The organism is Streptomyces tyrfis, from assembly GCF_037034285.1.
Classification (GTDB): Bacteria; Actinomycetota; Actinomycetes; order Streptomycetales; family Streptomycetaceae; genus Streptomyces.
In genome coordinates, this window is sequence record NZ_JBAGJZ010000053.1 from 44,800 (window position 1) to 57,097 (window position 12,298).

Below are 12,298 nucleotides of genomic sequence, written 5' to 3' on the forward strand. Positions count from 1 at the left end.
ACACGCGGCTGTCGCGTCCGGAAGCGCCGTCCTGGGACGGAGGCACCGTCAGCCGTGTGGCAGGTGATCCTCTCATCATGGCCGGCCTCGCTCACGGACAGCGAGCTGTTGTAGCCGATCGTCGCCCGCGCCAGATCTGCCGAGGTGAAGTGGATTCGCAACATAAAGCCCCCGGTGTCCGAACTTTTGAGCGTGGTGCGCGCTGACGAGGGAAATTCGGCTATAGCCGACGGTCTTTGCCGAGCACACGCCGGGCCGAAGACGATGTGTTCGCGCCGAAGCCGAGACCGGGTATCGAGCAAGCGCTCGTCAGGAGACGGCACGGCAGAACTCCCCTGCCGGGCAGCAGGAGGAGGCAAGCCCCGCTCGGGGCGTATCCAGAACCCGACCGCGCCCGCATCGGGCGAAAGGTCCGCAGAAAAGGAGAATGTATGCGTGCACGAATATGGCTCACCGGCGCCGCACTGGGAGCCGCCCTGCTGACGGGCGGCACGGTCGCCACCGCACAGGCGGCCCCCGCCCCCTCCGAGGCGGGGGCGCAGCACGTCGACGTCGGTAGCTTCCCGTCCCTGAGCGCGTGCCAGTCGTTCGGGTCGGCCAGCGTCTACTCCGACTGGTACTGCCAGAAGATCGGCACCAAGTGGCACCTCTTGGTGGACTTGAATTCGTAGAGCACCTCAGGGCTTTGAACGATCCCTCCGGCTTACGCGGTGTCGAGCCGGTCCTCGGCGAAGAGCAAGAACCGGCTCGATGCCTCAGGGTCCTCGTACGAGGGCAGCGTCCGGCACATGACCACCCCTGCTTCACCCACCTACGCCGTGCAGATCCTCCAACTCCAGGAGGTCGGCGCGGCTCACCGGGCGGGACGCCGCGACTCCCGCTCCCGGGGTGTCGGACCCGGCGCCGGCCGGGCGGAAGGCGGGCGTGAGGCGGCCGGGATCGGCCGCCGCCCACGGACCGTACCGGGCCGGAAGGCACCAGTGTGACCTGCTGCTCAAGGATCCTCCTAGTTTCTTGAAAGGTTCGCCCCAGGCCGGCCGTGCATCGTCGGCTGCGTATCCAAAACCGGGTGCCTCGCCGCCCGGAACGGCCGGGCGGTGCAACGGCGCCGCCCGGCCCCCCTCTGCCCTTCGTGCCCTTCGGCGCGGATCCGTCAATCGAGGTGAGTGCACTGATCAGGAAAGCTGTGTCATCGGTACTTGTTGCAGCGGGGCTTGCCGCGGGGGCTCTGCTGTCCGCCCCCGCCGCGCAAGCGGCCGTGCACGACTGCCCGTCCGGCAACTACTGCGTGTGGACCAAGCCCAACCATGAAGGGGCCTGGGAGAAGTTCAGCTGGAACGTCGATCTCGTGCCGCCGGTCGTGTACAAGAACGACAACTCCTCCTTCAACCGCATGTCGTCGTACGCCATGAAGCTCCACTCCAGTCCCAGCCGGACGAGCGGCTCCGTCTACGCCTGCTCCCGCCCCGGCACCGTGTGGTACCAGCACAACCCGGCGAAGCAGTTGGCGTCGCTCAGCAAGGTGTCCACCTGCTGAAGACGCGACGTCCACGTGCGGGCGGTACGGGCCGCGTCGGGCCCGTACCGCCCGCACGTCCACAACGGGTACTGAAAGGGCCCTCATGACGCGCAGTGCCATCGCCCGAGCCGTGATCCCCCTCCTCGCCGCCGTCCCACTCGTTCTCACGGCCGCTGCCTGTTCCCGCCCGCCGGTCTCGGCACCCGCACCTGTTCCGGCGTCCGCGCGGCCCGACGCCCTCGACCTGTCCGCCGAGATCAGGGCGCTACTCGCGGACGCGGAACGGGCCACGATACGGGACTGCATGTCCCGCCAGGGCTTCTCCTTCTTCTACGACCCCGCCGACCCCGCCGAACTGCGGGCTGAGACCGCCAGGAACAATGCGGAGCGCTACCTGGATGATGTGCCCCGATCCCGGCGCGAGGGCTTCGGCCCCGCCCCCGATGTTCCCGCGCGGGCGGCCTCCCGCGCGGAGCGCCAGGAGCAGGCGTACCTCGCGGGGCTGTCCCGACAGCGGCGTGACGCCTGGGACAAGGCCCTGATGGGGCCGCCCGGACAAGAGAGGATCAAGGTCGTCGTTCCCGGCGTGGGCACCATGGAACACCCCACTGCTGGGTGCTTCGCAGAGGCCCGCACCAGATTGTTCGGCGACTACGAGAAGTGGACCCGAGCCGACACCTTCGTGAACGCGCGCTTCCGCCCGGTGGACGAGGCGGTCAGGAAGAGCCTTGAGTACAAGGAGGCCACCGCCCGCTGGAGCACTTGTCTGCAAGCCCGGGGCCGCCGCTTCGCCACCCCGGAGGACGCCCGCGCTCGGGCGAGCACCCTGCCACGGGACCAGGCTGTCGCGCTCGCTGTCGCCACGGCCGAGTGCGACCGCCAAGTGGGCCGTTCAAAGACGCACCGCAGCCTGTACGAGCAGGCCACGCGCCACTGGATCGACCGCCACCCCACCGAAGTCGCGGACTTCCGCCGCCTCAACGCCGAGGCGGCGGCACGGCTGGCGGCCACCGTCCCCCCACCGGTTTCCTGAGGCGACATCGGAATACGGGGCCGTCGGCCCGTTCACCAGCGCATGCCGAGGGCATCGAGGTCCGCGCGGCGCTGTTCGGTGAGCCTGGCGGCGCGCTTGCGGACGTTGTCGAGCCACTGGCCGAGCCTGACAAGACGTGGACGTGGAGGCCCCGGCCGGTGAGGTCGTGGCATTCGCCGGCGGGAACGGGTCGGGAAAGTCGACGCTGCTGCGGATCGCGGTGGGCCTGTCCCGGCCGACCTGCGGCACGGTGGCTGCCCGGCCGCCTGTCGTCGGGTACGTTCCGGACCGGTTCTCCCCCAACGAACGTATGTCGGCCACGGCGTACCTGACGCACATGGGCCGCGTCCGCGGGCTGACCACCTCGGTCGCCTCGGCGCGGGCCGGCCAACTGCTTGATCGACTCGCCCTGGTGGGCGGCAAGCATGGCCCCCGGCGGAGCCTGTCGAAGGGCAATGCGCAGAAGGTTGCGCCGGCCCCCTCTTCGCCAAGGGCATGCCTCCGGTCAACCGCCTGTTCACCCTGATGTCCACGACCCCCGACGCGGCGAAACTGCTCGCCCCCACCGGCGTCATGCCGGCGATCTCCGCGGTGATCCTTGCCGTGTTCACCGCCGCCACGCAGTTCGTCGCCGGACGCAGGGAATAGACCGCCGGCCCTCATCCGTTCCAGGGCCTGCCGCTGGGCACGTGGTGCCCGTGGCCGGCCTGCCGGGCGCATTCGTCAAGCCTTGCTGATCAACTACTGGCGGGCGGTTCGGCCATTGTCCGGCGACCGGGCATGTCGTGCTGCCGGCCCGGACAGCCGATCATTCCGGGTGAGAAGCCGGTCTCCTCTGCGGGTTCACGGCAGGCGCGTCCAGCGGCGCGCCGGTCGCGGGGCCAGTCGAGATCGATCTGGCACCGGCGGGTCCCTTTGCCGTCGCGCTTCATGCCATATTCGCGGATCAGGGCCTTGACGGCGGCGGCGTTCACGCCGGCGCGCTCCGCGATCCATTTGAACGAGCGGTATGCGTCGGGGCAGAAGCGTGCGAATGTGCCCCAGGGGAGAGCCGCCCGAGCCCGGCGGACGACGGGCGGGAGCCCGCGTCGTGGAGGTCTTCCTGCTCCAGGGCGGCGTACTCGGCGGGCAGGCCGTCGAAGCCCTCGCGCAGATCGCCGTCGGCGGGTACGCCGGTGGCCGAGTCGGCGGTGGTGAGCTGTTCGATCGCGTCGTGGAAGCGGTCGTCGTCGAGGGCCTGTAGGCGGACCGACAGGCCGGAGCGGGGCAGATCGACGAGCGCGTCGGTCGGTTTTCCTGAACCCACGGGCTCGGGTCGAAGCGCGTTCGGTTCCGGCCGAGGTCCCGGCGACGTGCCCTGCTGGGTGGACGGCAGGCAAACGCGCCGGGCCCGGGGGCTTGTTGGCTCAGAACGAGTCACCATGCCAGTGGGTTGCTCCTGTGGCCCGCAGCGTGGCGCGTATCGCCTCCGGCGGGGCAAGGAGCGGGCGGGCCATACCCACCGTCTCCGTCCGCTCCCGGGCCTGATCCTGGGCGAGAAGCCGGGGCAGGGCGGCGCGGACGGCTGGGTCCTCGGGGAGGTGGGCCCGGCCGACTGCGGCGCCGGCCGCACGGGCCCGGCGGGCCACCGCGGCGAGCAACTCACCGAGGGCCGCCGGTGCGGCTTCCGTCACCGCGCACTCGCGGACCTCGACGGCCTCGCCGGTGTACTGGGCCACGGTGTAGCCGACCGCCGTCCCCGCGTCGTCCTCGGCGATCAGCCATTCGGCGCCGGGGCCGTACCAGGCGGGCACGCGGTGGATCCAGTCGTTGGCCGTCCGCACCGCGGTGAGTGGGCGTGCGGCGTTGAATCCGGCGTGCAGTTCTGCCAGCCGCGGGGCGTCGGTCGGGGTGGCCGCACGGATGCGGAAGCGCGGCTCGGGCGGGCTGGCAGCGGTGAGCGGGCCCTCGACCCAGGAGGTGCGGAAGCCGGTCCAGCCCGAGCGCTCGTACACCCCGGGAGTGCCAGTGAACAGCAGGGACCATGCGCAGGATTCGGCGGTCATGGCCTCGGCGGCAAGGGTGAGCAGTCGGCGAACCAGGCCGCGGCCCCGTGCCTCGGGGCGGGTGGCGACATTGCCGATACCGCCCACCCGTTCGACCTGGCCGTGGGCGTCGCGGAGCTGCCGCGGAACGTAGCAGACGACGGCGTCGACCGTGTCACCGCGCGCGGCCACGAAGGTCCGCCGGTGGCGCTCGGGGTCCAGGGCGTGCAGCGCCGGGAGGTGCGGGGCGTCGAAGCAGATCGCCCATAGCGCGTGCACGGCTGCCTCGTCGGCCGGGGCGAGGGTGCGCAAGGTGTGTGTCATGGCGTCGAGTTTCCTTCTGTGTCGGCCCGGTCACCCGAGGTGGCAGAGCTGAGCGTCGTACGCCGCGTACGCGGCGGGGGAGATGAAGCGCGTCCGGTGCGTCTGTTCGGCGAGCACGCCGCCGTCCACAACGGTCCGGCCGTTGGTGTACGCCCCGGCGTCCGAGGCGAGCAGCGGCAGCGCGCCCGCGTTCTCGTCGGGCGCCGAGGAGCGGCCGAGCGGAATACGCTCCCGGTGGGCCGTCGCGAACGCATCGCGGACGAAGGGGAACGCGCCGTCGATCGGGGTCCGGCCCGTGCCGAGTGCGAGGGCGCCGGCGGTGATGCCGAGCGGTGCGAGTTCGACGGTGAGGGCTGAGCGCCGCATCGACGACACCGGGCCACGGCGTACGGTCGCCGTGGCCCGGTGTCCGCGCGTGGGCGTCACCCGCGCCTGGTCTGCTGAAGGCTCACCGCGTCGACGTATCCGGTCATGAGGTTCGACGCGGACGAGTACAGCGAGACGCGGACCGACGCCGTACCAGGCGGAGCCGTGCCACTGGCCTGCGCGTCGAGCCAGCGCCGCTGGTCCGCGCCACGGAGCGGTGCGCTCGCCGTCCGTCCGACCGGCCGGCCGGCCCCGTCGAGGAAGCTCAGCAGCAGCACCGAACCGTCGGCGCTTCCGTCCTCGATGTATACCTTGGCACGGGCCCGGTAGTACGCCCCCGCGGCAGCCGGCACCGGCTCACCGGTCAGCTCCGCCGACGCCTCGGGGCCGCTCCGGGCCGCATCGACGATCTTCATGCTGCGTCTGCCGGTGTACGCGCGTTCCTGGGAGAGGGTGAACAGGTCGCCGCCGCCCTGCCACCCCGGGACGGCGCCGTCGTTCCGCGGCGCCATCTCGAAGCCGGCGTTGCCGACGGCCACGGTGCGGGCCAGGCCGCGGCGCACCGGGATCATCCGCAGCCGGGACTCCGCCGCCTTGCCGAGGAAGTAGATGTTCTCGTGGCCGTCGGCGTCCCGGGCCAGGGTCATGAAGGAGACCTCCTCGTCGTAGTCGCCGAGTGTCACGTGGTCCATGGTCCTGGGGTCCACAACGGTGAGCTTGCCGGCCAGGGTGGTGTACAGCAGGCCGTTGGCGCCCCAGCGGAGGTAGACGGGCCGCCACATGCCGTAGTTCTTCACCTCGGGGTAGACGTTCTTGTACTTGACGACCCGGAGGGTGCTCGGGTTCATCGCGAACAGGAATCCGTCGGCCGCGCCCCACAGCAGGCCGTCGCGGCCGAAGCTGAGACCGCTGATCATCTTCGGGCCGTCGAGGCCGGGGAGGTCGAGGGTGAACTCCTTGACCTTGCGTTCGCCGGCGACGTCCCAGACGAACATCTTGGCCTCGGGCTCGGTGGCGTCGGTCCCCAGACCGCCGTGGACGGTGGTGGAGCCGTAGATCCGTCCGCCGCGCTGGGCGAGCCCGGCGACGCTCTGGTTGTGGACGATGTCGGGGTAGGTCTTCTTCTCCCCGTCGTCGGGGTCGTAGATGGTCAGCGCGCCGCCGAGCTTTCCGTAGTCGGGGACGGAGCCGATGAGCAGCTTGCCGTCGTGGGCCTTCATCACGTACGGCCGGTCCTGCTCGGAGCCGAGACGGAACTTCTCGGAGACGGCCGGGGTCGCGGCGTCCAGCTTCGCCGAGGAGATGATGCCTCCGGGGTAGATGCCGAAGTACATCGTGTCGCCCAGACCCGCCATGCCCTCGGCCTGGCCCATCGGGAAGCGGGTGGTGTGGCCGGTGCGCGGGTCGAAGCGGGACCCGGTGCCGCCGGGGTAGCCGCTCATGAACAGCGTGCCGTCCGGCGCCGCCTCCAGGTTGTGCAGTGGGTTCGGCGCGCCCTGCACCACCGAGGGCAGCGCCTTGCTCCGCCGTGACGCGATGTCGAAAGCGGTGATCGTGCCGCCCGACTGCAGGGTGACGAGCGAGGTCCCGGGCAGGTCCGGATCATTGAGCGGTATCCAGGCGGCGCCGCGCAGCGAGGTGCCGAAGGCGATTCCGGTCGAGCGGGACTCCAGCGTCGCCGTGTCGATCTCGTACAGCTCGCGGTTGTTGACGACGTACACCTTCCCGTCCCGCGACTGAAGCTGGTTGAAGGAGAAGGCCCCCGCGTCCGAAGGCGTGTTCTTGCCGACGGACTTGTCGCTCCACTTGCCGGCGTCGAGGTCGTAGAAGAGCAGCTTCATCTGCGGGTCGGCGAACTTGACGAACAGCCAGCCGTCGACGACCGCCATGTCGTAGGCGAAGGGCACCTCCCGGGGCTCCACTCCGAGGAGCGCCGGGACCTGGCCGGAGATCTTGGTCTTCGCACCGGTGGCGGTGTCGAGCCGGATGACGTCACCGACGGAGCCCACGCCCGCGTAGACGGATCCGTCGTGGTAGGCGATGGAGCGCACGTACTGCTGGCCGGGCACCATCTGGCCGTAGTCGTGGAAGTCCTTGCTCCGCGGGTCGTATCTGAACACCTTGCCGTTGGGGAAGGTGCCGATCCAGACATTGCCCTGCGGGTCCGTGGTCATCGACCACAGCGACTTCTCGCCCGGAACGGTGCCGAGCTTGCGCACCTCCTTGTCGGCCGGGCTGTAGCTCCACAGCTGTCCCGTCTGGCCGCCGGTGATGGCGGCGATGTAGACGATGCCGTCGGGGCCGATCGCATGCCGCCAGGACTGCTGCACGCCAGGCAGCGTGAACGAGCGCAGCAGCCGGTTGTCCCGGATGTCGATGACGTTGAAGATCGCGTTCTCGGCGGAGACCGTCGCGTACATCGTGGGCCGGCCGTCCTCCGTGCCCACCACGGCGTCGTTGATGGAGACCGTTTCCTGCTGGACGCCGAGGTCGGCCTCGGGGCCGAACCACGTCCGGTCCAGTGCCGATCCACTGGTGCCGCCACCTCCCCGGGCCGCGGCCAAGGGCGCGGGACCCGCGACCAGAACGGTCAAGGTGAGCAGCAGGATGAGGAGCTGTCTAGGGCGTTTTCGAGCCACCGTGGTCCCTCCGGATTATGAGAGTCTTCCCAATAAGTGGGCGCTTTTTGTGCGGGCCTGAGCGACCTCAGCGTCCTCGTGACGCTTGACCATCGCAATGTTTTCGTGGACTCTCTGATTAATCCCTATGGCTGAAACGACGTCAAGAGGAGTTCATGGACGCATCCCGACCCGCCGGCGGTGACTTGGCGCAGCTCCGTCGGCTCAACGCGTTCGGCGCGCTGCAGGCGCTGAGAAGCGCTGACGCGCCGGTGACGCTGACCGAGCTGGCCACGCTCACCGGTCTCTCCCGCGCCTCGGCGGAGGACCTCGCCACCGAGCTGACCGACCAGGGGTGGGCGGCCGAAGTCCCGCCCGCGCCCGGCGCGGTGGGGCGGCCGGCCCGCCGCTACCGGTTCCGGGCCGAGTCCGGTTACGTCTTCGGGCTGGACATCGGCGCCCACAGCGTCCTCGCCGTGCTCGCCGACCTCTGCGGCACGGTCGTCACCACGGCCCGCCGAACGGTGCCGCCGGACATCCGGCGCGCCGACCGGCTCGCCGTCATCGGCGACGTGATGACCGAGTGCCTGGACGACGCGGGAATCGACGCCCACCGGATCTGGACGATCAGCGCCGGCACCACCGGCGTCGTCGGCCCGGAGGGAGACGTCGTGCTCGCGGGAGCGGCCGCCGACTGGACCGGTGTACGGCTCGCCGAGCACCTGGGCGAACGCTGCGCCGGGGCGGTCCTGGTGGACAACGACACCCGGCTGGCCGCACTCGCCGAGCAACGCCTCGGTGCGGCACGGGACATCGAGGACGCCGTCTACATCCACGCCGGTCTCGGCCTCAGCGCGGCGCTGATCATCGGCGGCCGGGTGCACCGGGGATACGGCGGCGCGGCGGGCGAGATCGGCAGCTTCCCCGTCACCCCCTGGGCGACCGCCGCCACCCGCCTGGCGTGTTGTCCCGCCGTCCCGTCCGACGTACCCCCGCGGAACGCAGCCGCCCATGTGCTGGCCGCCGCCCGCCGGGGCGACACCGCCGCCGTGCGCGCCGTCGACCGCTACGCCAGCGACGTGGCCCTCGGCCTCGCGGCCATGGTGCTGACCGTCGACCCGCAACGGGTCGTGCTGGGTGGGGGACTGGCCCAGTCCGCCGACGTCCTGCTCCCCCGCCTCCGTGACCGCCTGGAGCCGCTGTGCATCCGGGTCCCCGATCTCCAGCCGTCCTCGCTCGGCGACGACCGGGTCGCGCTCGGTGCGATCTGGCGAGCCGTCGAGCACGTCGAGACGACGTATCTCGCGCACAACCGGCGGCCCACGGCGGCGCGCCCGTGAACGGCCGTTCCGGACCTCCCGTCATCGACCCGCGCGGTCCGCGTCCCGGATCGCGGAGACCGCTGCGCGGTCCGCCTTCCGCTTTCAGACGGCCCCGGTACGCGCCGTATGCATCGGCAGCCGGCCCCTGTCAGCCCTCCGCACCCGTCAACCGTTGACCGCTCCGCGCCCAGGCATCGCCGCGGAGACGCCTCCCGGCCCCACCTACGCCTTGTCCGTCGCCCGCCTCTCCTCCACCTCCAGGGAGCTCTTGGAAATGTCCATGCACCTTCCGATATCCGATCGGCCCGTCCGCGTGGCACTCGTCGGCGCAGGCAACCGCGGCCTCACCTATGCCGCGTGGATCAAGGCCCACCCCGAACGCGCCCGCCTCGTGGCCGTGGCCGATCCCCGGCCGGCGGCCCGCGCCGCGGCCGGGGCGGAGCTAGAGTTCGACGACTGGCGGCCGCTCGTCGAGGGGGACGCCATCGCCGACGCCGTCATCGTCGCCACTCAGGACCGCAATCACGTCGAGCCCGTCCTGGCGCTGGCGCGGGCCGGGTACGCGATCCTCGCCGAGAAGCCACTGGCGCCCAGCGAGGCCGAGACCCGCACCCTCATCGAGGGCGTGGAGAAGGCGGGCGTGCTCTTCGCCGTCTGCCATGTCCTGCGCTACACCCCCTACACCGACCTGGTGAAGGAGGTCGTCGGCTCGGGCGTGCTGGGCGAACTCGTCAGCGTCGATCACCTGGAGCCCGTCGGCTGGTGGCACTACGCGCACTCCTACGTCCGCGGGCCCTGGCGCAGCGAGCAGGCGTCCTCGCCGATGCTGCTCGCCAAGTCCTGCCACGACCTGGACTGGATCTCCTACGTCACCGGGGAGCGCATCGAACAGGTCGCCAGCTTCGGTGGGCTCAAGCACTTCCGGCCCGAGAACGCCCCGGCCGGTGCCGCGGAGCGCTGCCTGGACTGCGCCGTCGAGGACGGCTGCCCCTACTCCGCACTCAAGCTGTACGTGCCGAGGCTGCGCGAGCACGGCTCCGTCTGGCCGGTCACCCATGTCACGGACTCCACGGACGAGACCGAGCTGCTGACCGCGCTGCGCGAAGGCCCGTACGGCCTGTGCGCGTACCGCGGCGACAACGACGTGGTCGACCACCAGGTCCTCGCCATGCAGCTGTCCGGCGGCATGACCGCGACGTTCACCATGGTCGCCTTCACCGAGCAGACCGACCGCCAGACCCGGATCTTCGGCTCGCACGGCTGGCTGCGCGGCGACGGCAAGCGCGTCACCGTCCACGACTTCCGCACCGACGAGGTCACCGTCCACGAGGTCGACACGAGCGGTTCCAACGCCGCCGAGGGACACGGCGGCGGAGACACGGCGTTGGTCGATGCCTTCGTCCACGCCGTCGCCACCGGCGACCCGGCCGCGGTCCGCTCCGGCACCAAAGCCACGCTCGGCAGCCATCTGGCGGCCTTCGCCGCCGAACGCGCCCGCCTCACCGGCTCCGTACAGAGCGTGCCGGCGCGCTGATTCACGTCCCCGAACAACACCGTTCCCCGCTCATCCCCAGGAGGCTTCCGCTCATGTTCCGTATCGCCCGTCGCCGACCGAGACCCCGTGCCGTCACCGTGCCGCTGCTCTCAGCCGCCCTCGCCACCACCGTCCTCGCCGGCTGCGGTTCCGGGACCGGGGACGACGGCACCGTCACGATGTGGACCTACCCGGTCATCTTCGACGAGGCCAAGAACAAGGCGTACTGGGACGGCCTGGTCAAGGAGTTCGAGAAGAAGCACGCCGGCGCCAAGGTGAAGGTCGAGACCTACCCGTGGGCCAACCGCGACACCGCCCTGGCCACCGCGATCGCCTCGGGCAAGGGCCCGGACGTCGTCTACCTGGTCCCGGACCAGCTGCCGAAGTACGAGCGGAGCATCGTGCCCGCGGACCAGTACATGCCGGCCAGGGCCAAGGCGGACTACACCAAGTTCGCCCTCGACTCCGTGACCGTCGACGGCAAGGTGCTCGGCACCCCCGTCCTCACCAGCGCCAACCCGCTCATCTGCGACAAGCGCGTCTTCAAGGCCATCGGCGAGCGCGAATACCCCACCACCTGGGACGAATTGGCCGACCTCGCTCCGAAGCTGAAGAAGAAGGGGTACTACGCCACCAGCTACAGCGGTGACACCCAGCAGACCCTCAACATGACCTTCTACCCGTTGCTCTGGCAGGCCGGCGGGGACGTCTTCTCCGAGGACGGCTCGAAGCCCGCCTTCAACAGCGCCGCCGGCGTCAAGGCGCTGACCTACCTCAAGGAATTCGCCGACCACGGCTACACCGACAAGGACCTGATCACCACCACGCCGAAGCTGGAGCAGACCCCGGTCGCCCGGGGCAAGATCGCCTGCACCTGGCAGAACACCCCGGCCGACGTCGAGCCGTTCTGGGGCAAGGAGAACATCGTCGTCCAGCCGCCGCTCAAGGAGACGGCATCGGTCGGGTACGGCACGGTCGGGGCGCTGTCCATGCTCAAGGGGGCCGACGTCAAGACGGCCGGAGAGTGGATCTCGTTCGTCGCCGAGTCGAAGAACGCCGCCGGACTGCAGAAGCAGTCCGGTAACTTCCCGGCCCGCACCTCCGCCGGGAACCTCTATCCCGACGACGAGATCCTCACCGCCGTCGCCGACACACTCCCGGCCATGGCGGCCGGGCCGCTGGAAGAGAAGTCCCGTGAGGTGATGGGCGTCCTCGCCCCGGAGATCCAGGCCGCGATGCTCGGCAAGAAGTCTCCCCAGCAGGCCCTCGACGACGCAGCCAAGGCGGCCGGCCCGCTGCTCGGCCGCTGACACCGGCACCCCCGCCCCGTCCGCCGAACCACACACCCGGCGGACGGGGGACCACCGCTCCCATTCCCTACACCCCGCACCCCGCACCCCGCACAGAGGAGGTCACCGTGGCAGTCGTCGCGGAACCCACCCGCCGGGGCCGTCGCAGCGGGCCGCACGCGCGCCGCGAGGCCCGTATAGGTCTGCTCTTCGTCCTCCCCTGCCTGCTGCTCTTCCTCGCCTTCCGCTTCGGCCCCGCCGTGGCCGGA

General features: G+C 70.8%; 12 protein-coding genes and 1 pseudogene. 8 read left to right on the top strand and 5 right to left on the bottom strand.

Annotated features, from left to right (window positions below):
• Positions 1–431: 431 nt before the first annotated feature.
• The 5 genes and pseudogenes from WA762_RS30130 (at position 432) to WA762_RS30150 (ending at position 3,200) form a co-directional block, all read left to right on the top strand.
• Positions 432–671 carry a hypothetical protein gene (locus WA762_RS30130; protein WP_335939875.1) on the top strand — a complete coding sequence of 80 codons (240 nt, stop codon included), beginning with the start codon at positions 432–434 and terminating at the stop codon, positions 669–671.
• A gap of 515 nt (positions 672–1,186) precedes the next feature.
• Positions 1,187–1,537 (top strand): peptidase inhibitor family I36 protein, encoded by a 351-nt coding sequence (locus WA762_RS30135; RefSeq protein WP_335939877.1) that lies wholly within the window; start codon positions 1,187–1,189, stop codon positions 1,535–1,537.
• 85 nt (positions 1,538–1,622) lie between these two features.
• The gene (locus WA762_RS30140) at positions 1,623–2,552 is read left to right on the top strand and encodes a hypothetical protein (protein WP_335939879.1); all 930 of its coding nucleotides are present in this window, start codon (positions 1,623–1,625) and stop codon (positions 2,550–2,552) included.
• A gap of 136 nt (positions 2,553–2,688) precedes the next feature.
• Positions 2,689–3,030 (top strand): annotated as a pseudogene (locus WA762_RS30145) (ATP-binding cassette domain-containing protein); the annotation flags it as partial.
• Positions 3,031–3,077: 47 nt separating this feature from the next.
• Positions 3,078–3,200 (top strand): hypothetical protein, encoded by a 123-nt coding sequence (locus tag WA762_RS30150; protein WP_335939881.1) that lies wholly within the window; start codon positions 3,078–3,080, stop codon positions 3,198–3,200.
• Between the two features lie 89 nt (positions 3,201–3,289).
• On the opposite strand, the gene WA762_RS30155 is transcribed toward WA762_RS30150, so the two are convergent.
• The 5 genes from WA762_RS30155 to WA762_RS30175 form a co-directional block, all read right to left on the bottom strand.
• Entirely contained in the window at positions 3,290–3,526 is a 237-nt protein-coding gene (locus WA762_RS30155; protein ID WP_335939883.1) for a hypothetical protein, read from the bottom strand.
• On the bottom strand, positions 3,523–3,858 hold the full coding sequence (locus WA762_RS30160) for a hypothetical protein (RefSeq protein WP_335939885.1): 336 nt from the start codon (positions 3,856–3,858) through the stop codon (positions 3,523–3,525). Before WA762_RS30160 ends, WA762_RS30155 begins: the two co-directional genes overlap by 4 nt.
• Before the next feature lie 100 nt (positions 3,859–3,958).
• Positions 3,959–4,900, bottom strand: a complete 942-nt coding sequence (locus WA762_RS30165; RefSeq protein ID WP_335939887.1) for a GNAT family N-acetyltransferase — start codon at positions 4,898–4,900, stop codon at positions 3,959–3,961.
• Positions 4,901–4,930: 30 nt separating this feature from the next.
• Positions 4,931–5,266, bottom strand: coding sequence for an SDR family oxidoreductase (locus WA762_RS30170; RefSeq protein WP_335939889.1), 336 nt, complete (start codon positions 5,264–5,266; stop codon positions 4,931–4,933).
• A gap of 56 nt (positions 5,267–5,322) precedes the next feature.
• On the bottom strand, positions 5,323–7,905 hold the full coding sequence (locus WA762_RS30175; protein WP_335939891.1) for a hypothetical protein: 2,583 nt from the start codon (positions 7,903–7,905) through the stop codon (positions 5,323–5,325).
• Between the two features lie 155 nt (positions 7,906–8,060).
• Here WA762_RS30175 and WA762_RS30180 point away from each other — a divergent pair, with 155 nt between their 5' ends.
• The 3 genes from WA762_RS30180 (at position 8,061) to WA762_RS30190 (ending at position 12,050) form a co-directional block, all read left to right on the top strand.
• Positions 8,061–9,224: an ROK family transcriptional regulator gene (locus WA762_RS30180; protein ID WP_335939893.1), complete on the top strand. Its 1,164-nt coding sequence runs from the start codon at positions 8,061–8,063 to the stop codon at positions 9,222–9,224.
• Between the two features lie 256 nt (positions 9,225–9,480).
• Positions 9,481–10,740 (top strand): Gfo/Idh/MocA family protein, encoded by a 1,260-nt coding sequence (locus tag WA762_RS30185; protein ID WP_335939895.1) that lies wholly within the window; start codon positions 9,481–9,483, stop codon positions 10,738–10,740.
• A gap of 53 nt (positions 10,741–10,793) precedes the next feature.
• Entirely contained in the window at positions 10,794–12,050 is a 1,257-nt protein-coding gene (locus WA762_RS30190; RefSeq protein WP_335939897.1) for an ABC transporter substrate-binding protein, read from the top strand.
• Positions 12,051–12,298: the final 248 nt, after the last annotated feature.

Excerpts from the sequence above, each read along its gene's own strand:
- WA762_RS30130 (WP_335939875.1), top strand. The coding sequence starts at position 432 with ATGCGTGCACGAATATGGCTCACCGGCGCCGCACTGGGAGCCGCCCTG.
- WA762_RS30140 (WP_335939879.1), top strand. The coding sequence starts at position 1,623 with ATGACGCGCAGTGCCATCGCCCGAGCCGTGATCCCCCTCCTCGCCGCC.
- WA762_RS30150 (WP_335939881.1), top strand. The coding sequence starts at position 3,078 with ATGTCCACGACCCCCGACGCGGCGAAACTGCTCGCCCCCACCGGCGTC.
- WA762_RS30165 (WP_335939887.1), bottom strand. The coding sequence starts at position 4,900 with ATGACACACACCTTGCGCACCCTCGCCCCGGCCGACGAGGCAGCCGTG.
- WA762_RS30170 (WP_335939889.1), bottom strand. The coding sequence starts at position 5,266 with ATGCGGCGCTCAGCCCTCACCGTCGAACTCGCACCGCTCGGCATCACC.
- WA762_RS30180 (WP_335939893.1), top strand. The coding sequence starts at position 8,061 with ATGGACGCATCCCGACCCGCCGGCGGTGACTTGGCGCAGCTCCGTCGG.
- WA762_RS30185 (WP_335939895.1), top strand. The coding sequence starts at position 9,481 with ATGTCCATGCACCTTCCGATATCCGATCGGCCCGTCCGCGTGGCACTC.
- WA762_RS30190 (WP_335939897.1), top strand. The coding sequence starts at position 10,794 with ATGTTCCGTATCGCCCGTCGCCGACCGAGACCCCGTGCCGTCACCGTG.